The sequence below is a fragment of the Catellatospora sp. NPDC049609 genome (genome assembly GCF_040675365.1).
In the GTDB taxonomy this organism is placed as follows: domain Bacteria; phylum Actinomycetota; class Actinomycetes; order Mycobacteriales; family Micromonosporaceae; genus Catellatospora.
Genome location: NZ_JBFAOU010000013.1, coordinates 74,528 through 93,404 on the forward strand (window position 1 = coordinate 74,528; position 18,877 = coordinate 93,404).

At 71.9% G+C, this 18,877-nt stretch carries 22 protein-coding genes; 15 read left to right on the plus strand and 7 right to left on the minus strand.

The features are described from left to right. Window positions 1-4 precede the first annotated feature (4 nt). The 3 genes from AB0J67_RS06310 to AB0J67_RS06320 all read left to right on the plus strand — a co-directional run bounded on the left by AB0J67_RS06310 (window position 5) and on the right by AB0J67_RS06320 (window position 4,071). Window positions 5-1,003 carry an endonuclease/exonuclease/phosphatase family protein gene (locus AB0J67_RS06310; RefSeq protein ID WP_363476865.1) on the plus strand — a complete coding sequence of 333 codons (999 nt, stop codon included), beginning with the start codon at window positions 5-7 and terminating at the stop codon, window positions 1,001-1,003. A 212-nt stretch (window positions 1,004-1,215) separates the two neighbouring features. Next, window positions 1,216-2,643: an NADP-dependent phosphogluconate dehydrogenase gene (gene gndA / locus AB0J67_RS06315; RefSeq protein ID WP_363476867.1), complete on the plus strand. Its 1,428-nt coding sequence runs from the start codon at window positions 1,216-1,218 to the stop codon at window positions 2,641-2,643. A gap of 138 nt (window positions 2,644-2,781) precedes the next feature. Then, entirely contained in the window at window positions 2,782-4,071 is a 1,290-nt protein-coding gene (locus tag AB0J67_RS06320; protein ID WP_363476869.1) for a hemolysin family protein, read from the plus strand. Between the two features lie 218 nt (window positions 4,072-4,289). Here the strand turns inward: AB0J67_RS06320 and AB0J67_RS06325 are convergent, their stop codons facing one another. Further along, window positions 4,290-5,813 (minus strand): hypothetical protein, encoded by a 1,524-nt coding sequence (locus tag AB0J67_RS06325; protein ID WP_363476871.1) that lies wholly within the window; start codon window positions 5,811-5,813, stop codon window positions 4,290-4,292. Between the two features lie 145 nt (window positions 5,814-5,958). On the opposite strand from AB0J67_RS06325, the gene AB0J67_RS06330 reads away from it, so the two are divergent. Further along, the gene (locus tag AB0J67_RS06330) at window positions 5,959-6,495 is read left to right on the plus strand and encodes a DUF4240 domain-containing protein (RefSeq protein ID WP_363476873.1); all 537 of its coding nucleotides are present in this window, start codon (window positions 5,959-5,961) and stop codon (window positions 6,493-6,495) included. 36 nt (window positions 6,496-6,531) lie between these two features. On the opposite strand, the gene AB0J67_RS06335 is transcribed toward AB0J67_RS06330, so the two are convergent. Next, entirely contained in the window at window positions 6,532-7,302 is a 771-nt protein-coding gene (locus AB0J67_RS06335; RefSeq protein WP_363476875.1) for an SDR family oxidoreductase, read from the minus strand. A gap of 190 nt (window positions 7,303-7,492) precedes the next feature. Between AB0J67_RS06335 and AB0J67_RS06340 the strand changes: the two genes are divergently transcribed. Then, window positions 7,493-9,352 carry an acyl-CoA dehydrogenase gene (locus tag AB0J67_RS06340; protein WP_363476877.1) on the plus strand — a complete coding sequence of 620 codons (1,860 nt, stop codon included), beginning with the start codon at window positions 7,493-7,495 and terminating at the stop codon, window positions 9,350-9,352. Then, window positions 9,339-9,935 (plus strand): TetR/AcrR family transcriptional regulator, encoded by a 597-nt coding sequence (locus AB0J67_RS06345; protein WP_363476879.1) that lies wholly within the window; start codon window positions 9,339-9,341, stop codon window positions 9,933-9,935. The genes AB0J67_RS06340 and AB0J67_RS06345 overlap by 14 nt, the downstream gene beginning before the upstream one ends. 29 nt (window positions 9,936-9,964) lie before the next feature. On the opposite strand, the gene AB0J67_RS06350 is transcribed toward AB0J67_RS06345, so the two are convergent. Beyond that, window positions 9,965-10,561: a Clp protease N-terminal domain-containing protein gene (locus AB0J67_RS06350; protein WP_363476881.1), complete on the minus strand. Its 597-nt coding sequence runs from the start codon at window positions 10,559-10,561 to the stop codon at window positions 9,965-9,967. 295 nt (window positions 10,562-10,856) lie between these two features. Between AB0J67_RS06350 and AB0J67_RS06355 the strand changes: the two genes are divergently transcribed. Both AB0J67_RS06355 and AB0J67_RS06360 read left to right on the plus strand, forming a co-directional pair. After that, window positions 10,857-11,042 carry a hypothetical protein gene (locus AB0J67_RS06355; protein WP_363476883.1) on the plus strand — a complete coding sequence of 62 codons (186 nt, stop codon included), beginning with the start codon at window positions 10,857-10,859 and terminating at the stop codon, window positions 11,040-11,042. 87 nt (window positions 11,043-11,129) lie between these two features. Continuing rightward, window positions 11,130-12,170: an LLM class flavin-dependent oxidoreductase gene (locus tag AB0J67_RS06360; protein ID WP_363476885.1), complete on the plus strand. Its 1,041-nt coding sequence runs from the start codon at window positions 11,130-11,132 to the stop codon at window positions 12,168-12,170. A 24-nt stretch (window positions 12,171-12,194) separates the two neighbouring features. Here AB0J67_RS06360 and AB0J67_RS06365 read toward each other — a convergent pair whose 3' ends face one another. After that, window positions 12,195-12,590, minus strand: a complete 396-nt coding sequence (locus AB0J67_RS06365) for a hypothetical protein (RefSeq protein WP_363476887.1) — start codon at window positions 12,588-12,590, stop codon at window positions 12,195-12,197. Further along, window positions 12,587-12,883 (minus strand): hypothetical protein, encoded by a 297-nt coding sequence (locus AB0J67_RS06370; RefSeq protein WP_363476889.1) that lies wholly within the window; start codon window positions 12,881-12,883, stop codon window positions 12,587-12,589. The genes AB0J67_RS06365 and AB0J67_RS06370 overlap by 4 nt, the downstream gene beginning before the upstream one ends. A gap of 97 nt (window positions 12,884-12,980) precedes the next feature. On the opposite strand from AB0J67_RS06370, the gene AB0J67_RS06375 reads away from it, so the two are divergent. Continuing rightward, window positions 12,981-13,451, plus strand: coding sequence for a DUF1203 domain-containing protein (locus tag AB0J67_RS06375; protein ID WP_363476891.1), 471 nt, complete (start codon window positions 12,981-12,983; stop codon window positions 13,449-13,451). Window positions 13,452-13,464: 13 nt separating this feature from the next. Here the strand turns inward: AB0J67_RS06375 and AB0J67_RS06380 are convergent, their stop codons facing one another. Next, window positions 13,465-13,719, minus strand: a complete 255-nt coding sequence (locus AB0J67_RS06380; protein WP_363476893.1) for a hypothetical protein — start codon at window positions 13,717-13,719, stop codon at window positions 13,465-13,467. Between the two features lie 221 nt (window positions 13,720-13,940). On the opposite strand from AB0J67_RS06380, the gene AB0J67_RS06385 reads away from it, so the two are divergent. The 4 genes from AB0J67_RS06385 (at window position 13,941) to AB0J67_RS06400 (ending at window position 16,556) form a co-directional block, all read left to right on the plus strand. Continuing rightward, the gene (locus AB0J67_RS06385; protein WP_363476895.1) at window positions 13,941-14,693 is read left to right on the plus strand and encodes a GntR family transcriptional regulator; all 753 of its coding nucleotides are present in this window, start codon (window positions 13,941-13,943) and stop codon (window positions 14,691-14,693) included. A 172-nt stretch (window positions 14,694-14,865) separates the two neighbouring features. Then, window positions 14,866-15,288 (plus strand): hypothetical protein, encoded by a 423-nt coding sequence (locus AB0J67_RS06390; protein ID WP_363476897.1) that lies wholly within the window; start codon window positions 14,866-14,868, stop codon window positions 15,286-15,288. Window positions 15,289-15,412: 124 nt separating this feature from the next. Further along, the gene (locus tag AB0J67_RS06395) at window positions 15,413-16,420 is read left to right on the plus strand and encodes an ArsR family transcriptional regulator (protein ID WP_363476899.1); all 1,008 of its coding nucleotides are present in this window, start codon (window positions 15,413-15,415) and stop codon (window positions 16,418-16,420) included. A 7-nt stretch (window positions 16,421-16,427) separates the two neighbouring features. Next, on the plus strand, window positions 16,428-16,556 hold the full coding sequence (locus AB0J67_RS06400; protein WP_363476901.1) for a hypothetical protein: 129 nt from the start codon (window positions 16,428-16,430) through the stop codon (window positions 16,554-16,556). A gap of 4 nt (window positions 16,557-16,560) precedes the next feature. Here the strand turns inward: AB0J67_RS06400 and AB0J67_RS06405 are convergent, their stop codons facing one another. Continuing rightward, a complete protein-coding gene (locus AB0J67_RS06405) occupies window positions 16,561-17,190 on the minus strand; it encodes a TetR/AcrR family transcriptional regulator (RefSeq protein WP_363476903.1) in 630 nt (209 codons plus the stop codon). Between the two features lie 104 nt (window positions 17,191-17,294). Between AB0J67_RS06405 and AB0J67_RS06410 the strand changes: the two genes are divergently transcribed. Beyond that, window positions 17,295-17,747, plus strand: coding sequence for a MaoC family dehydratase (locus AB0J67_RS06410; RefSeq protein ID WP_363476907.1), 453 nt, complete (start codon window positions 17,295-17,297; stop codon window positions 17,745-17,747). Continuing rightward, window positions 17,747-18,742, plus strand: a complete 996-nt coding sequence (locus tag AB0J67_RS06415) for an NADPH:quinone oxidoreductase family protein (protein ID WP_363476905.1) — start codon at window positions 17,747-17,749, stop codon at window positions 18,740-18,742. Before AB0J67_RS06410 ends, AB0J67_RS06415 begins: the two co-directional genes overlap by 1 nt. Window positions 18,743-18,877: the final 135 nt, after the last annotated feature.

Below are 18,877 nucleotides of genomic sequence, written 5' to 3' on the forward strand. Positions count from 1 at the left end.
CCTGGTGGACACCCTGACGGCGCCGGACCCGACCTCGCCCCACCGCCGGCGGTGGCCGAGCGCCCTGCGGCGGCTGCGGGCGTCCGACCGGCGGGGGTGGCTGCTCGTCGCGCTGTCCGTGCTGGTCGCGGGCCTGCTGCTGTTCCACCGCGCGGTGCCGAACACCGTCGGCCACCTGGGCAGCCTGCTGGAGTCGCTGCTGCCCTGGCTGGGGCTGGCCGTGCCGGTGCTGGCCGGGCTCGCGCTGCTGCGCCGATCCGCCGTCGCGCTGGCGGCCGTCGTCGTGCCCGCCGCCGCCTGGCTGCACACTTTCGGCGCGACGCTGCCGCCCGACCCGGCCGCGCCCCACGACCTCACGGTCGTGCAGCACAACGTCAGCGACGAGAACCCCGACCCCGCGGGCACCGCGAAAGCGCTGCTCGCGGCCGCACCGGACCTGGTCGCGCTGGAGGAGGTCACCCCGCTGGCGCTGCGCGCGTACGCCGCCGAGCTGGCCGGGCGGCTGCCGTATCACGCCGTGGAGGGCACGGTCGGGCTCTGGTCGCGGTATCCGATCAGCGGCGCACGCCTGGTCGAGATCCGGCCGCGCGCGATCGTCGCCGAGTGGAGCCGCGGCATGCGGGCCACCGTGCACACCCCGCACGGCGACGTCGCGGTGTACGTCGCCCACCTGCCCTCGCTGCGGCTGCGCCCCACCGACGGGTTCGGCTCCACCACGCGCGACGACAGCGCCGCCCAGCTCGGCGCGGCGCTGGCCGCCGAGCCGCTGCCGCGGCTGATCCTGATCGGCGATCTCAACGGCACCGTGGACGACCGCGGCCTGCGCCCGGTCACCGCGCAGGTCGGCACGGACCGGTCCGACTTCGCGTTCAGCTGGCCCGCCGCCGCCCCGGTCGCCCGGATCGACCACGTCATGGCCCGCACGGCGCAGGTCGTACGGGCCTGGTCGCTGCCGCGCACCGGCAGCGACCACCTGCCGCTCGCCGCCCGCGTCAGGCTCTGAGCGGCGGCGGCCACCGCCCGGGAAGCCCCGCGGCGCCCCGGCCGCTCAGGCAGGATGGAGAAGTCGAGCGTCCACCGGGCCCGGTTCTCGATCAATAGGACGCGGCCGCCCCGGGCGTGCGGATCGGCCCGCGACATGGTGGGGTGGACCGTGACAAGGGACGCACCGGGGCGGCCGCAACCATCGAGCTCTCATATACCAGGAGTCACACCATGGCAGCACAGATCGGTGTCACGGGGCTGGCGGTGATGGGCGCCAACATCGCCCGCAACCTGGCCCGCAACGGCTACACCGTCGCGGTGCACAACCGCAGCCGCTCCCGCACCGACGCCCTGATCGCCGAGCACGGGCACGAGGGCGACTTCGTCGCCACGGAGACGATGCAGGAGCTGGTCGACGCGCTGGAGAAGCCGCGCCGCGTCCTGATCATGGTCAAGGCCGGCAAGCCGGTCGACGACGTGATCGCGGAGCTGGTCCCGCTGCTCGACACCGACGACATCATCATCGACGCCGGCAACTCCCACTTCACCGACACCCGCCGCCGCGAGGCCGCGCTGGCCGAGAAGGGCCTGCACTTCGTCGGCGTGGGCGTCTCCGGCGGCGAGGAGGGCGCGCTCAAGGGCCCGTCGATCATGCCGGGCGGGTCGAAGAAGTCGTACGAGTCGCTCGGGCCCATGCTGGAGAAGATCTCCGCCCACGTCGACGGCGAGCCGTGCTGCGCCTGGATCGGCACCGACGGCGCCGGCCACTTCGTCAAGATGGTCCACAACGGCATCGAGTACGCCGACATGCAGGTCATCGGCGAGGCGTTCGACCTGCTGCGCGCAGGTGCGGGCATCGAGCCGGCCGAGCAGTCGAAGATCTTCGCCGAGTGGAACAAGGGCGACCTGTCATCCTTCCTCATCGAGATCACCTCCGAGGTGCTCGGGCACGTCGACGCGAAGACCGGCAAGCCGTTCGTGGACGTCGTGGTCGACGCCGCGGGCATGAAGGGCACCGGCGGCTGGACCGTCATCGCCGCCCTGGAGCTGGGCTCGCCGGTCACCGGCATCGCCGAGTCGGTGTTCGCCCGCGCCCTGTCCTCGCAGGCGGCGCAGCGCCCGGTCGCGCAGCAGCTGCTGGCCGGCCACGAGGTGAAGGTGGACCTGCCGGACACGTTCGTCGAGGACGTGCGCCAGGCGCTTTACGCGTCCAAGCTGGTCAGCTACGCCCAGGGCCTGGACATGCTGGTCGCGGCGTCCAAGGAGTACGGCTGGGAGCTGGACCTGGCCTCGATCGCGTCGCTGTGGCGGGCCGGCTGCATCATCCGGGCCGCGCTGCTGCGCGACATCACCGACGCGTACCGCGGCGACAACCCGCCGGCCAACCTGCTGTTCGCGCCGGCGTTCGCCGAGGCGATCGGGGCGGCCGTGCCTGCCTGGCGCCGGGTCGTGGCCACCGCCGCGCAGCTGGGCATCCCCGCCCCGGTGTTCTCCTCGTCCCTGGCGTACTACGACGGCCTGCGCCGCGAGCGCCTGCCCGCCGCGCTGACCCAGGGCCTGCGCGACCTGTTCGGCGCGCACACCTACCAGCGGGTCGACGCCGACGGCGTGTTCCACACCCTGTGGTCGGGCGACAAGACCGAGCGCCAGGAGTCCTGACCGCTTACGCGAACGAAGCTCCGTTCATGCCGGTTTGCTGCATGAACGGAGCTTCGTCCATGCCGCCTCGTGCGAACCATTCAGGAACACCCGCTACGGTGTTGGTTCAATCTTGAAAACTCCGAGGAGTGAACGCCTGTGGGCGGCTACGGCACCCAGATCCTTCTGGTGCTTGTCCTAATGTTGATCAACGGAGCCCTGTCGGGCAGCGAGATGGCACTGATCTCGCTCCGCGAGTCGCAGATCCAGCGGCTCGAGCGCTCCTCCTCCGGCGGCCGGGTGCTGGCCCGCCTGTCCCGGGACCCGAACCGGTTCCTGGCCACCATCCAGATCGGCATCACCCTGGCGGGCTTCCTGGCCTCCGCCTTCGCGGCCACGTCGCTGGCGCAGCCGCTGATCGAGCCGCTGGGCTTCCTCAAGTCGGCCGCCGAGCCCGTGGCGATCATCATCGTCACCCTGGTGCTGACGTTCCTCACCCTGGTGCTGGGCGAGCTCGCCCCCAAGCGCATCGCCATGCAGCGCGCCGAGGGCTGGGCGCTGGTCGCCGCGCGGCCGCTGGACTGGATGGCCACCGCGTCGCGGCCGATCGTCTGGCTGCTCGGCAAGGCCACCGACATGATCGTGCGGATCGCCGGCGTCGACCCCCGGGCGGGCCGCGAGGAGATCTCCGCCGAGGAGATCCGCGACCTGGTCGTGGCGCAGCGCGGGTTCAGCGCCCAGCAGCGTGAGATCATCTCGGGTGCGTTCGAGATCACCGAGCGGGACATCCGCGAGATCCTCATCCCCCGGCGCGAGGTCTTCACGCTGGCCGCGGACCTGACCGTCGAGGAGGGCCTGCGCGAGCTGGCCGACTCCGGCCACAGCCGCGCCCCGGTGGTCCGCGACGGTGACCTGGACTCCGTCCTGGGCGTGGTGCACCTGCGCGACCTGCTCGACGCCGAGGGCGACGTGGGCGAGCGCGCCCGCACGGCGATCTTCCTGCCGGAGACGCTGTCGGTATCGGAGGCGATGCGCCAGCTGCGCTCCCAGCGCGAGCAGTTCGCGCTGGTCGTGGACGAGCACGGCTCGATCGACGGCATCCTCACCATGGAGGACCTGGTGGAGGAGGTCGTCGGCGAGATCTACGACGAGACCGACCGCGACATCGTCGCGGTCGTCCGCGAGGCCGACGACGTGTTCCTGGTGCCCGGCTCGTTCCCCATGCACGACCTGCCCGACCTCGGCATCGACCTGACCCGCCTGGGCGAGGTCGACTACACCACCGTCGCGGGCCTGGTGCTGGACCGGCTCGGCCGCATCCCGACCGAACCCGGCGACGTGGTCAAGGCGCCCGGCTTCACCGCCGAGGTCGTCGAGGCCGCCGAGCGCACCATCACCAAGGTCCGCCTGCGCCTGGTCCGCAGCAGCGACCGCGAACGCAAGGAGTGAGCCCTCGCGTGGGCCGCGCGGGCGCATCCGCCGCGGCCCACGCGCGGACCGCCGCCTGAGTCCGGCGCTCCCGGCCACGCTCGGTGGCACGGCTTCCGCCACCGCCCCGCCTCGCATAGACATTGGCCTGTCACATGGACTTCGATCTCATGCCAGCCGATGCAATAGGCCAACGTCGATGCGTAGCTGGTGGGCACGCCATCATGGCAGCGTCCGCCTTACCTCGCGGAGAGCCATCTGTCCTGCATGATCCGCATCCGGCCCCGCATGCCACGGTCGGGCTCGCGCCCGGCGGCTGCCAGCAGGGCGTGCCGCATCTCCGCCGTGATGAGCGCTGCGGGCCATGCCTTCAAGGCCAGCAGAGCCATCTCGCGGTTACGGATCGTGCGGTTCGACAGAGCCACCGCGATCAGCGGCCAACCCTTGCCCGGATGTGCGTCGAGCCTGCTCACGACAAGGTCCAGGATGCCCTCAGGCCCTTGTCCGCACGACCCGACCGCAAGCGTCGGTCCGGTGACCAGCTCCGCCAGCGGCAGCAGCTCGTCCGCCAGCCGCAGCGCCGGGTCGATGTCCTCGGTGTAGTCGACTAGCGCGTACCACAGGTCGAAGTCGTAGGGAGCCCGCCGCAGCTGCCTGGTCACCTGGTCGGTGAACGGCACGCCGACCAGTGCCGCCTGCCACAGCCCGCGCTTGACGACTTCGAGATCCTCGTCGTCGAGCGCGTCCTGGACGAGCTGCCGCCAGTCAGGCCGGTCGCACAGCTGCTCGGCCATCGCCTGGAGTCTCGCTCGCTCCGCCGCCGTCCAGCACGACACGGCCTTGGCGGAACTGGCGAATCTGCGCAGTACCCCGACGGCGGCGACCAGCCGGAGGTCCGCGGGCTGCCGGTCGGCGTGGCACAGGTAGCTCGCGACGGCGACAGGGCCGTCCGGGTAGTGGCGCATGTCCGCGGCCGGGCCGCCTTCGCACAGGGCGCGCAGGATGCCGCCGGCACCGAGCAGCAGCGCCTCGTCGACAGTCTCGGCGTCCAGCGCACCAGCCAGGTCACCCGTGGTCGCGGCCAGGTGAGCGAGGTACTCGTCCATGACGGCGTTGCGGTAACCGCCGCGCAGCAGCCACGCCTTGACCTCGGGATCGGTGCATTCCCTGAGTCGCTCCACGGCGTGGATCCGACCCCAGCCCTCGACGCGCCGCGCGAGTTCGAAGACGGCCCGCTCAGGATCCGGCTGCGTGCGGGACAGGGCCTCGGCGGCGTACAACGTGAGGCTTTCCAGCGCACCCAGCAGTAGCAGCAGCTCCCGGTCGCGGGCGTCGCCCGTCAGGCCCAGCAGGACGAGTCCGATGGCGACCGAGTCTCGCCGCGTGCCGTGTTGGGCGAGCCACCGTCCCACCCGGCGCACCCGGTCAGCCGGCAGATCCGCGAGAGCATCGGCGAGCCCTTCCGCGACCGCGACGGAACGGGTCTGTGCACTGGCAGCGTGCAGCCCTGCCAGTGATGCCGGTGTCGGCGTGCCGCGCACCACCGCGCGAACCAGGTCGGCAAGCTCCTGCGCGGCGATCTCACTGCCGACGCTTCCGCCGTGCTGGGTGTGAATGCCGTCGAGGACCGCCGCCGACATGGTCAGCCGACCCGGATCTCGGGGCGGTGCGTCAGGAAGCGGATCGCCGCCGCCCGGCCATGGGCCGGGGCCGTGCAGCGCCGCGAGCGACGATGCGTGTGCGAAACAGGTGAGCCCGTCCACGGCTGCATCCGGCAGCCGCCATCCGCGGGCGTTCATCGTGCGGGGCGGTGGCCGCCCTTCCGGTTGATCAGCATCGTCACATGATGCACAGCTGGGCGCGGACAGGCAATGCCGGGGTGTCGGATCCCGGCGCTACCGTGTGCCAGTGACCGAGACAGGACAGGCGACGGGCCGGCTGCCGACCGAGGCCGAGGAGACGGCGTTCTGGGCGTTGATCGAGCAGGCGTGGGAGCTGGTCGGTGCCGAGGCACAGCAGGCGAGGCAGGCGCTGCTCACCCGCGACCCGCACGGCGATCAGGATCCCTACGTGGTCGACCCGCACCTCGACGTGTTCCTGGAGCGCCTGCGTGACCTGAGCGTCCCGCTGACCGACGAGCAGTTGACCGATCACGACCGGGTGCTGGAGCGCAAGCTGTACGACATCGACCGGGTCGACGTCCACGAGGTGACCGACGGTTCGGACGACGGCTTCCTCTACGCCCGCGGGTTCATCGTCGCGGTCGGGCGCGACTTCTACCGGGCGGTGGTCGCGAACCCGGCGATGGCCGTGCTGGACGGCGGCTGCGAGGCGATGTGCTACTTCTTCGCCGACGTCTACGAGAAGCGCAACGGCGTCTGGCCGGAGACCGGCTCGGGCATCTGCCGGGAGTCGAACAACAACAGCGCAGGTTGGCTGGGCTGACCCGGGGGCCCAGGCGGTCCTGAGCCCCGCGCGTGGTCAGCCCAGGAACGAGTGGCGGATCAGCGAGCCGCCGTCGACGACGAGCGTCTGCCCGGTCATCCAGGACGAGCTCTGCCCGGCTAGGAAAACGACCGCGTTAGCGATGTCCTCGGGCTCGCCGATCCGGCCGAGCGGCGTGTGCTGGTTGATCAGCTCCTCGTTGTTCTCCCACAGCGCCTGGGCGAGCTTGGTGCGCACGATGCCCGGCGCGATGCCGTTGACGCGGACCTTCGGCGCGAGCTCGGCGGCGAACTGCCGGGTGAGGTGGATGACCGCGGCCTTGGTGGCGTTGTAGTAGCCGATGCCGAACTCGGTGGCCAGGCCGCCGACCGAGGCGATGTTGACGATCGCGCCGCCGTTCGCGGCCATCGACGCGTGCCAGACGGCCTGCGTCCACAGCACGATGGAGAGCTGGTTGACCTGCACGGTCTTCTCGGCGCGGGACACGTCGAGGTCGACCATCGGGCCGAAGTACGGGTTGGTGCCGGCGTTGTTGACGAGCACGTCGACCGAGCCGAACTCGGCGACGGCGGCGGCGACGCAGGCCTCGGCCTGGTCCTTCTCGCCGACGTGCGCGGCCTTGGCCAGGAAACCGACCTTCGGGTACGCCTGCCGGAACTCCTCGGCGACCGCGTCGAGCGCGTCCTGCCTGCGGGAGCTGAGCACGACGTTGCAGCCCTCGGCGGCCAGCGCGGCCGCGGTGGCCTTGCCGATGCCGCGGGAGGCGCCGGTGACCAGCGCGGTACGACCTTCCAGACCTGTGCGCACAGTTCGCCCCTCAACAGTGGTTCATGCAGTCGGTGTGCGCACACCATAGCGATCCGACCGACCGGTCGGTAGGGTTGGTGAAAGACAACATACCAACCGGTCGGTATTGACAGGCCGAGGCGCCGCGCAGTGTCATGGGCACCTCGAAGCACGGCGTCCCCACCCGGTGCGCCACGACGAAAGGGCGGGCATGAGCCACTACCGGAGCAACCTGCGCGACCTGCGGTTCAACCTGTTCGAGGTGTTCGGGATGGGCGAGCAGCTGGGCCAGGGGCGCTTCGCCGAGCTGGACGTCGAGACGGTCGAGCACATGCTCGCCGAGGTCGAGCGGCTGTCGGTGGGCCCGATCGCGGCGTCCTACACCGAGGCGGACCGCACCCCGCCGGTCTACGACCCGCGCACGTTCTCGGTGGCCATGCCCGAGGGCTTCCGCCGGTCGTACCAGGCGTGGATGGACGCCGAGTGGTGGCGGCTGGACATGCCCGCCGAGGCGGGCGGCGTGGTCGCGCCGCGGGCGCTGTGGTGGGCGCTGATCGAGCTGGTCCAGGGCGCGCAGGCGCCGGTGTACATGTACGGCGGCGGCCCCGGCTTCGGCGGCCTGCTGCACCGCATGGGCACTGCCGAGCAGCAGCGCATCGCCGAGATCATGATCGACCGCCAGTGGGGCGCGACGATGGTGCTGACCGAGCCGGACGCCGGCTCCGACGTCGGCGCGGGCCGCACCCGGGCACTGCCGCAGGCCGACGGTTCGTGGCACATCGAGGGCGTCAAGCGGTTCATCACCTCGGGCGAGCACGACCTGAGCGAGAACATCATGCACTTCGTGCTGGCCCGACCAGTCGTCGCGCCCGGTGCCGACCCAGCCGGAGGCGCCAAGGTCGGCGCCAATGTCACGGTGGGCGGGCCGGGCACCAAGGGCCTGTCGATGTTCCTGGTGCCGAAGTTCCACTTCGACCACACCAGCGGCGAGCTGGGCGAGCGCAACGGCGTCTTCGCCACCAACGTCGAGAAGAAGATGGGCCTGAAGGTCTCCTCCACCTGCGAGCTGACCTTCGGCCAGCACGGCACCCCGGCGGTGGGCTGGCTGGTCGGCGAGGTGCACGACGGCATCGCGCAGATGTTCAAGGTGATCGAGTCGGCGCGTATGCAGGTCGGCGTGAAGGCGATCGCGACCCTGTCGACGGGCTACCTCAACGCGCTGGACTACGCCCGGCAGCGGGTGCAGGGCCCGGACCTGACGCAGGCCGCGGACAAGACCGCGCCGCGGGTGACCATCGACCGCCACCCCGACGTGCGGCGCATCCTGATGCTGCAGAAGGCGTACGCCGAGGGCCTGCGCGCGGTGTACCTCTACACCGCCGGCTGGCTCGACCGCGACCACGTGCAGGGCTCCAACGTCAACGACCTGCTGCTGCCGATCGTGAAGGGCGTGGGGTCGGAGCGCTCGTACGAGATGCTGGCGCTGTCGCTGCAGACGCTGGGCGGTTCGGGCTACCTGCAGGACTACCCGATGGAGCAGTACATCCGGGACACGAAGATCGACACCCTGTACGAGGGCACCACCGCGATCCAGGGTCTGGACTTCTTCTTCCGCAAGATCGCCCGCGACCGCCGGGTGGCGCTGGACCTGCTGCTCGGCGAGATGACGGACTTCTGCGCCGCGAACGAGTCCACCGCCGACCTCAAGCTGGAGTGCGAGGCGCTGCGCGAGGGGATCGACGACGTGCGGGGCATGGTCGACGCCATGCTCGGCTGGCTCAAGGACTCCGGCGGCGACCCCACCGAGGTCTACAAGGTCGGGCAGAACTCGACCCGGCTGCTGATGAGCGTCGGCGACCTGCTGATCGGCTGGCTGCTGACCCGCCAGGCCGCGGTGGCCCTCGACGCGCTGGCCGGGCAGCCGTCCGCCGACGACACCGGCTTCTACCAGGGCAAGCTCGCCGTGGCGCGGTTCTTCGCGCGCACCGTGCTACCGGAGCTGGCGGCCCGCCGCCGGGTGCTGGAGCAGACCGACAACGCGCTGATGGAGATCCCCGATGGGGCGTTCTAGGGCGGTGGCCGGCGCGGCCGGGGTGCGCGAGCGCATCCTGGCCGCGGCGACCGAGCTCTTCGCCGAGCAGGGGTACGCCGCGACGTCGGTGCAGCAGGTCGTCGACCGTGCCGGGGTCACCAAGGGCGGCCTCTACCACTACTTCGGCGCCAAGGAGGACCTGCTCGTCGAGATGTACCGGGCGGTGTTCGGCGAGCGCCTGGCGGCGCTGGACCGGATCGTCGCGCAGGGCCGCGATCCGGAATGGACCCTGCGGGCGATCATCGACGACATCGTGGTGGGCACGGCGGCGATGATCAAGGAGTCCGCCGCCGTGTCCCACGAGCTGGCGGCCATGGACAGCGACCGGACGCAGCGCCTGCAGGCCGACTGGCGCCGCTACCAGGAGACGGTGCGCGGCCTGATCCGCGACGCCCAGGAGTCCGGGGTGTTCGCCGCGGTCGCCTCCCCGGAGATCGTCTCCTGGTCCATCTTCGGCGTCACCAACTCCCTGCACACCTGGTATCGCCCGGACGGGCCCAAGCCCGCCGAGCTGATCGCGAAGGAGCTGGCCGACCTCGTGCTCACCGGCCTCAGGCGCTGACCGCGACCCCTGCGCACACGCGTACGGCGTCAGCCGTGCACGCAGCGCCCGCGATCGTGGCGTACGTGCGAATGGCCCGCCTCGGCGTGGGTCGTCGTCGCGAGCACCTGCCGCAGGTCGTCCGCGCTGACGCCCAGGTAGTCCAGCACCTTGCGCCCACCGGCGGTGTCGTGGTCGGCCAGGGCCAGCAGCAGGTCACCGGTGCCGACCGGCCGGTCCGGCGCCAGCAGCGCCTGCTGCGCGACGACGGCCAGGATGTCGCGCAGCGACGGGTCGGTCCGCCGCGCCGCCCGCTTCGCCAGCCAGCCGCGCCCGCACACCTGCACGACCGCCGCGTCGACGCGGTCGGCCGAGATGCCCAGCAGCGACAGCACGTGCGCGCTGGTCGTCGCCGGGCAGGCCAGCAGGCCGAGCAGCAGGTGCTCCGTGCCCATCTCGGCGCGGCGGAACACCGACGCCTGCTCCGCCGCCAGCACCAGCGCCAGCCGGGCCGCGGGGGTATACCGCTGGGCCACCGCGACCAGCTGCTCCAGCTCGAGCCCGGCCGCCGACGGCAGCTCCGGCACGCCCTGGCGCAGCTGCGGCACGTCGTCCGACGGCGGCACGGCATCAGGTCCGGAGATCATCCCGCGACCCTTTCACGGAAGGCGGGGTGGCCGCCAGATCCGTATCGACGTGACGCGCTCCCCCACCCGGCGGAAAGCGCCGTCGAACGGAACCCACGCGGCGCGAACGGGATCGCGCGGTTCCCGGTACGGGTGCCATCCTGAGCGCATGGCCATCTCGCCCCCCGACCCCGAGTGGATCACCATTGCGGCGTACGACAACACGTTCGGCGGCCCGCGGCCGGTGCAGGTCCTGCTGGCTTGACTGCGTGAGCGCGGGATCGACTGGCTGCCGTTCGAGGAGCGCGAGATCCGGGTGAACCTGTACTGCGGGCGCGACGAGCAGGGACGCCCGTGCGGCTCCGTCGCCGTGTGCCTGCCCGGCGAGGTGCTCCGCCGCATCGGCCTGCATCCCGACCAGCCCAGCTCACGGATTGTCGGGCCGTCACCCCCGGCCTGGTGGCACGCGGCGGGCGAGCGGTACGCCAGGCTGCGACCGTGACAGTTGAGGTGAAGTGGGTCGCCCGGCCGGAATACGGCGCCGGGCGGCCCGGTTCACGCTGTCGACGATCAACGAGAAGGAGCCGGGATGACCGCACCGCTGGAGTTCGCGCTCGACACGTTCGGCGACGTCACCGTCGGCGCCGACGGTGGCCGCGTCTCGTACGCGCAGGTCATCCGCGACGTCGTGGAGCAGGCCGTGCTGGCCGACCGCCTCGGCGTCGACGCGTTCGGCATCGGCGAGCACCACCGCGAGGACTTCGCCGTCACCTCGCCCGAGATCGTGCTGGCCGCCATCGCGGCGCGGACCGAGCGGATCCGCCTCGGCACCGCGGTCACCGTGCTCAGCTCCGACGATCCGGTGCGCGTCTTCGAGCGCTTCGCCACCCTCGACGCGGTGTCCCGCGGTCGCGCCGAGATCATCCTCGGCCGGGGCTCGTTCACCGAGTCGTTCCCGCTGTTCGGGTACGACCTCAGCCAGTACAACGAGCTGTTCGAGGAGAAGCTGGACCTGCTCGCGCAACTGCTCGACGAGGGACCCGTCACCTGGCAGGGCAGGCTGCGCCCAGGGCAGCTCACCGACCAGCACGTCTACCCCAAGACCGAGTCCGGCCGCATCCGCACCTGGATCGGCGTCGGCGGCAGCCCGGAGTCGGTGGTCCGCGCCGCGGCGTACAAGATGCCGCTCATGCTCGCCATCATCGGCGGCCGGCCCGACCGGTTCGCGCCCTATGTCGACCTCTACCACCGCGCGCTCGCGCAGCTGGAGGCCGAGCCGCTGCCGGTCGGGGTGCACTCCCCCGGCCACCTCGCCGAGACCGACGCCGAGGCCCGCGAGGAGCTGTGGCCGCACTACCGCCGGATGATCGACCGGATCGGCCGCGAGCGCGGCTGGCCGCCCACCAACCGCAGCCGCTTCGAGGCCGAGGCGGACCAGGGCTCGCTCTACGTCGGCTCGCCGGAGACCGTCGCCAAGAAGATCGCCGACACGGTACGCACGCTCGGCGTGCAGCGCTTCGAGCTGAAGTACAGCGCGGGGACGCTGCCCCACGACAAGCTGACGACCTCGATCCGCCTCTACGGCGAGCAGGTCATCCCCCGCGTACGCGAACTGCTCGCCACGGACTGAGCCAAGCGCACCCCGCGCACTCGGCTAGGACAACTCGATCAGGTCGTCGGGGTCCATCGCGTCGCCGATGTCGCCGGGCCGGTCGGTGGCCAGCAGGCAGCCGTATCGGCGGGCCTCCACGACGGCATGCGCCACGCCCTGCCCGCCCTTGACCGACGGCAGCGTGCCGTGCACATCGAGCAGGCAGTCGCCGGTCAGCGGCAGGATCACGACGCCGCTGTCGTCCCAGGTGAGCATTCGTTCCAGTCGGGTCACGTCAGCGTTGCCCAGGTCCGACCAGACGTCGACCACGGCCAGAGCGGGCACCCCGACCAGCTGGTCACCGTCGATGACCTCGCTGATCAGCTCACCGATCGACACCCGCTCCAGGCGCAGGTGCAGCAGCAGCGCGGAACTGTCGAGGACCAGCCCGATGCTCACGCGGCCCGCTGCCCGGTGCCGCCGGTCCGCGTCCTGCTGCGGTGGGCCTCCAGCCGGGCACGGGCGCGCGCCCGGCCCTCCTCGGTGGGCGCCATGTCGTCGACGTAGCCGAACTCGGCCAGGCGCTGCTGCGCGACCTCCCGCCGCCGGTCCCGCTCGACCAGGCTGGTCAGGTATGCCGAGAAGTTGCCACCGGACCGCGCCTGCGCGTACTCCGCGAGGTTGATCGGCATGGTGATCGAGGTGCGGAAGGTGCCGCCGCCCGGTCCAGCCTTCTCATCTGGCGTTGTCATACTTTGAGCATAGTCCAGTATTATTGATCAACGCGACGCGGATGCGAGTTCCGATTTCCGCCAGCGTGGTCAGCGGCTCACGATCACGCTGGTGGGCATGTACTCGATCCACGCCATAGATCCATCGGTGGTCGCACAGTTGCTCAGCGCCGACGACGCCGGCAACCCGCCCGAGCTCTCCGTCGACGTCGAGGGCGGCGCACCCCTGCGCTGCTGCCTGCGCCGGGCTGCCCCCGGTGACCGCATCGCGCTCGTCGCGTACGAGCCGCTGCGCCGGTGGGCCGCCGCGGCCGGCGCCGAGCCGGGCCCGTACCTGGAACGGGGTCCGGTCTTCCTGCACGCCGACGGCTGCACCGGCCCCGAGGTCGCGCCGTCCTACCTCGGCACCGCGCACCGGGTGTTCCGCTGCTACGACCGCGACGGGCGCATCCTCGGCGGCCGCCGCATCGAGCCCGGCGAGGTGCACCGCGCCGTGTTCGACGAGCTGTTCGCCGATCCGGCGGTGGCTCTGGTCCACGTCCGGGCGGTCGAGTACGGCTGCTTCCTCTACGAGTCCCGGCGCGTCTGAGCTGGGCCGATCGCTACCGGCGCAGCCGCAGCAGGATGTCGCCCGGCTGCACGCTGACCACCCGGCCCGCCTCATGGCCCCCGGTCAGCTGCACCTGCACCGCGTCCGGGTCCTCGTCGTCGGCGCTGACGATGCGGCCCACCGCGTCGGGGTGGCGGGCCAGCGCCACATGGTCGCCGATGAACACGTCCTCGCCGCTGGAGGCGGTCCACCGGGCCGGGCTGCCGTTCACGGCCGCCCGCCTGCTGGTCGATCCTTCCATCCGCACACGCGCCCTCCCCAGGGTGGGGACGTGGCGGCTGACGAACGCCCACGCCGGCGGCCGCCATGTCCGATTCGGACCAGTGGCCGCGCGGTCTGTCAGGACGAAGTTGACCGTCCGACCACGACTCAAAGTTAGGGCACCAACTTTTGCGGCGCAAGGAACCTAGTGCCCTAACCTGATGAGTGATCTACTGGTAGGCGACGACCCGGAAGGACTTTCACGTCATGCCTGCCGACCTCCCCGCGTATCTGCAGATCGCGGCTGAGCTGCGTTGCCGCATCGTCGCGGGAGAGCTGGCACCGGGCGCGAAGCTGCCCAGTGAGAGCCGGCTGATGGCGATGTTCGGGGTGTCCAACACGGTCACCAAACGGGCGATCGCGGTGCTGAAGGCCGAGGGACTCGTCGAAGGCCGGCACGGCTCCGGTGTGTACGTCCGCCACGTGCGCCGCCTGGTCCGCGACTCGCAGGGCCGCGACCAGCGCCGCCGGCAGGGCCCCACCTCGCCGTTCGCCCGGGACGTGACCGCCTCCGGGCAGCGGCCGTCGTGGGAGCACGACTCGGCCGAGGTCGGCTGCCCCGACGCGATCGCCGCCCGGCTCGGCGTCGAGCCCGGCGAGCCGGTGCTGCGCACCCGCTACCGCTACCTCGCCGACGGCGGCCCCATCCAGCTCGCGACCAGCTACGAGCCGCTGTCGATCACCCGCGGCACGCCCGTGGAGCTACCCGAGGACGGTGCGGCCGTCGGGGTCGTCGCACGAATGGACGTGATCGGCGTACGCATCGACGAGTGCGTGGAGGAGATCATCGCCCGCGCCGCCCATCCCGACGAGATCGAGCGCCTGGGGCTGCCCTCAGGCGGGGCTCTGATGATGGTCGTGGAGCGCACCTACCTCGCGGGCGGCCGGGCGGTGGAGACGGCCGACATCGTCATGGCCGCCGACCGCTACCAGCTGCGCTACCGCTGGCCGGTGGAGTAGCCGGGCTCGTGGGGCGGGGGATGATCGCTGCTTCGTGACACGAAGTGAAGTCCGACCACACCTTCTGACACCGACTCGCGATCATCACCCGAGCTCCGCGGACGCGACACCCGCTCGGAGACGGCCCGACAGTCCGATGGATGCGCCGCCCCGCAACTCCTAGTCTGCCCTTGTGAACCTGCTGGAGCTGCGGGCCGTGGCGCCCGGCCTGCGCACCTTCCACGACGGGACCGACCCGGCGACCGGCGCGACGGTGCACACGACCGTCTACACCGGACATGTCGCGCTCGCGCGCAGCACCGCGTTCCGCGGCATGGTCCGTCTCGGCGACCTGCAGGAGATCTCCTTCTTCGTGCCGGACAGCCTGCCGTACCCGCAGCCGCCCCGGGCGCTGGGCGTGGAGCTGAGCGTGCGGCTGTTCCGCAGCACCGCCAACATCGCCGCGGTCCACCTCGGAGCGTGCGACGAGCGGGTCGAGGTGGCGCCCGACCCGCGCGGCGGGGAGCACCGCTGGCTGTGCGTCACCTTCCGCACCCCGGTGTACTCGCACGACCTCGTCGAGCTGAACTACCGCGTCACGGTGCAGATCCACTGACCGGAGGACCCTCGGTCGTCTTTTCGGGCAACCCCGGCGGCCGCCTCGGGCGTGGTATTGACGTGGCGGCGTTCTGCACACGCGCAGCGCTCGACATCCGACAGGCGGGACCGGTGGCACAGTCATGTTCCGGATTCACTTCACGCAGCAGGACGTGAGCGCCACCCGCATCCTCGCCGAGCCCTCACCGCTGTGGGAGATCGTGCTGAGCTGCCACATGCTGGCCAAGCGCAGTGACGATCCGCTGCTGTCGGGCTGGCACCGCAACTCCCGCGCGCACCTGGAACCGGGCCGGCCGCTGCGCGAGAGCACGGACCTGTTCATCCACGTCAACCCGGCGCACGGCGACTTCCCGGACCTGCTCACCCCGGACACCGACGCCTGCGGGGTGCAAGCCGGGCTGGAGGCGGTGGCGAGCACCCCGACGCGGCGGCTCAGCCACGAGATGGCCTGGGTCGGCCGCCAGCGCGGCAGCCTCACGACCGCCGCCCGCGACCTCGCCGCCGGGCGGTCGGCGGCCATGGAGCAGCTCGTCACCGGCATGCGCGACTACTTCGACGCGGTCATCGGCCCGCAGTGGCCGTGGGTGACCGCCTCGTTCGGCGCCGACCTGGACCTGCGTACGCGATGCCTGGCCACGGGCGGGCTGATCGCGATGCTGAACTCGCTGCACCCGTCGGTCCGGTTCGACGGCAGCGTGCTGACCATCACCGACTTCCCCGGTGAGCGCGACCTGCACCTGGGCGGTCGCGGCATGGTGCTGGTGCCGTCGTTCTTCAAGAGCCGCACGCGGCCGATCACCCTGATCGACCCGGAGCTGCCGCCGGTGCTGGTGTACCCGGTGGACCGGACGGCCGGGATGCTGGCCGCGCGCCAGACCGAGGCGCTCGCCGCGCTGCTCGGGCGCAACCGGGCCGCGATCCTCGACCTGTGCGCGGTCGGCGGCTCCACGACCTCCATCGCCGCGCAGCTGGGCCAGTCGCCGAGCACGATCAGCGAGCACCTCACCGTGCTGCGCAACGCGGGGCTGGTGGCCAGCGACCGGCGCGGCAGCACCATGCAGCACCGGCTGCGGCCGCTGGGCCTGGCCATGCTGGAAGGCCAGGTCGCACCGCCCGCCGGTGCTCCTTAGGATGGGTATGCGCGGCTGCGCACGGCCGGCGCGGGTGCTGGCGGAGCCCGCGGAGCAGCCCTGGGGCGAGCGCATCGCGCTGGTGGCCGACCTCGACGGCAACACGGTCATGCTCGGCGCGCGGCAGGCCGCCTGACCGCTCAGCGGGCCTGGACCATGCGTACGGCGAGGTCGGCGTAGAGGGCGCCGATGTCCTCGGGCGCGCGGCGGCCGGACGAGCGATACCACCGGGCCACGTCGACGGTCAGTGACAGCAGCGCCAGCCCGGTGCCGGGGATGTCGGGCACGTCGAACACGCCCTGCTTGACCCCGTGCTCCAGGGTCGCGCGGACGACCAGGTCCATCTCGTGCCGCAGCGCGGTGATCTCGGTGAGGTGCGCGGGCTCCAGGTGGTTCAGCTCGTACGAGATCACGCGGGCCGGGGTGTGGAACAGCGCGTGCCAGGCGGCGAAGTCGCCGACGACGTCGCGCAGCTGGGTGACCGGGTCCTGGCTGCGGGCCGCCGCGGCGCGCAGCGCGACCAGCGAGTGCCGGTGCCCGATGAGGCAGATGCGGTGCAGCAGCTCCTCCTTGGAGCGGTAGTGCACGTACACCCCGGCCGGGCTCATGCCGACGCGGTTGGCGATGTCGCGGGTGGTGGTGGCGTGGTAGCCGCGCTCGGCGAACGCCTGGACGGCGGCGATGAGCAGCCGCCGGGCGGGCGCGGGGGTGACGTCCTGCCACGCCCGGTCCAGCATCTCGACCTCGTCCAGGTCGACGGCGGCGTTCATGGGTGCCTCCAGGGGGCTTGCGGGCGGCGTTGACATCACCCTTCCACACCGGCATCCTAAGCAAGCGCTTACTTAGTACGCCAGCCTTCATCGCGGAAGGAAAAATCATGAGCTTCGCCTCCCTGGACGACGTGCGCGCCGCCGTCGGGACCGTGGTCAGCACCAGCGACTGGCTGGAGATCGACCAGAAGCGCGTCGACCTGTTCGCCGAGGCCACCGGCGACCTGCAGTGGATCCACACCGATCCGGCACGCGCGGCGCAGGGCCCGTTCGGCACCACGATCGCGCACGGTTACCTGACCCTGTCGCTGATCCCGCTGCTGGCCGGCGACGCCCTGCGGGTGCCCGGCGTGCGGATGGGCGTCAACTACGGCACCAACAAGGTGCGCTTCCCCGCCCCGGTGCCGGTCGGCTCGCGGGTGCGGGCGACCGTCAAGCTGCTGTCCGTCGAGGACGTCGCGGGCGGCGTGCAGCTCACCTCGCAGGTGACCATCGAGCGCGAGGGCGGCGACAAGCCGGTCTGCGTCGCCGAGACCGTGTCGCGGATGTACCTCTGATGGCCGCCACGATGCGGGCCTGGCAGGCGGCCGCCAACGGCGAGCCGGCCGACGTGATGAGCCTGGTCGAGACCGACGTCCCGGTCCCGGCCGCGAACCAGCTGCTGGTACGCGTGCGCGCGACCGCGCTGAACTTCCCGGACGTGCTGCTGTGCCGGGGGACGTACCAGTCGCGCCCGCCGCTGCCGTTCACGCCCGGCGTGGAGCTGTGCGGCGACGTCGCGGCGGCCGGGGCGGAGGTGACCGGCTTCGGCGAGGGCGACCGGATCATCGGCACGACCGCGCTCCCGCACGGCGGCCTGGCCGAGTACGCGCTGGTCGACGCCGCGGACGCGTTCCTCGCCCCGACCGCGCTGGACGACGTGCAGGCGGCCGCCATGCACATCGCGTACCAGACGGGCTGGTTCTCGCTGCACCGGCGCGCGAAGCTCCAGCCCGGCGAGACGCTGCTGGTGCACGCGGCCGCGGGCGGGGTCGGCAGCGCCGCGATCCAGCTCGGCAAGGCCGCCGGCGCGCACGTGATCGCGGTGACCCGCGGCCCGGCGAAGGCCGAGATAGCCGCGAAGCTCGGCGCCGACCTGGTGATCGACCGCCACGAGCAGGACTTCGTCGCCGCGGTGAAGGCCGCCACGAACGGCGCCGGCGCAAACGTGATCTTCGACCCGGTCGGCGGCGACGTGTACACGGGCTCGGCCAAGTGCGTCGCGTTCGAGGGCCGCATCCTGGTCGTCGGCTTCGCGGGCGGCACCGTGCCGACACCCGGCCTCAACCACGCCCTGGTCAAGAACTACTCGATCCTGGGCGTGCACTGGGGCCTCTACCGGCAGCTCGATCCCGTGCTGGTGCAGCAGGCGCACGAGAAGCTGTGCGAGCTGGCCGCCGACCGCGTGGTGCAGCCGCTGATCGGCGGGGTGCTCGACCTCGACGAGGCGGCCGCCGGGCTGACCCGGCTCGGCGCGGGCGAGACCGTCGGCCGCCTGGTGGTGCGGCCGTGAGCGCGCGCGTCTGCGGCCGCCGGCACCATGCGACGTCCGCGGCCGTCAACTTCGTCGGCGGGTTCGCCGAGGTCACCCGGCTCGGCCAGCGCGACGGCACGGGCCGCGCTGAAGTCCTGCGCGGTGCCCGAGGCG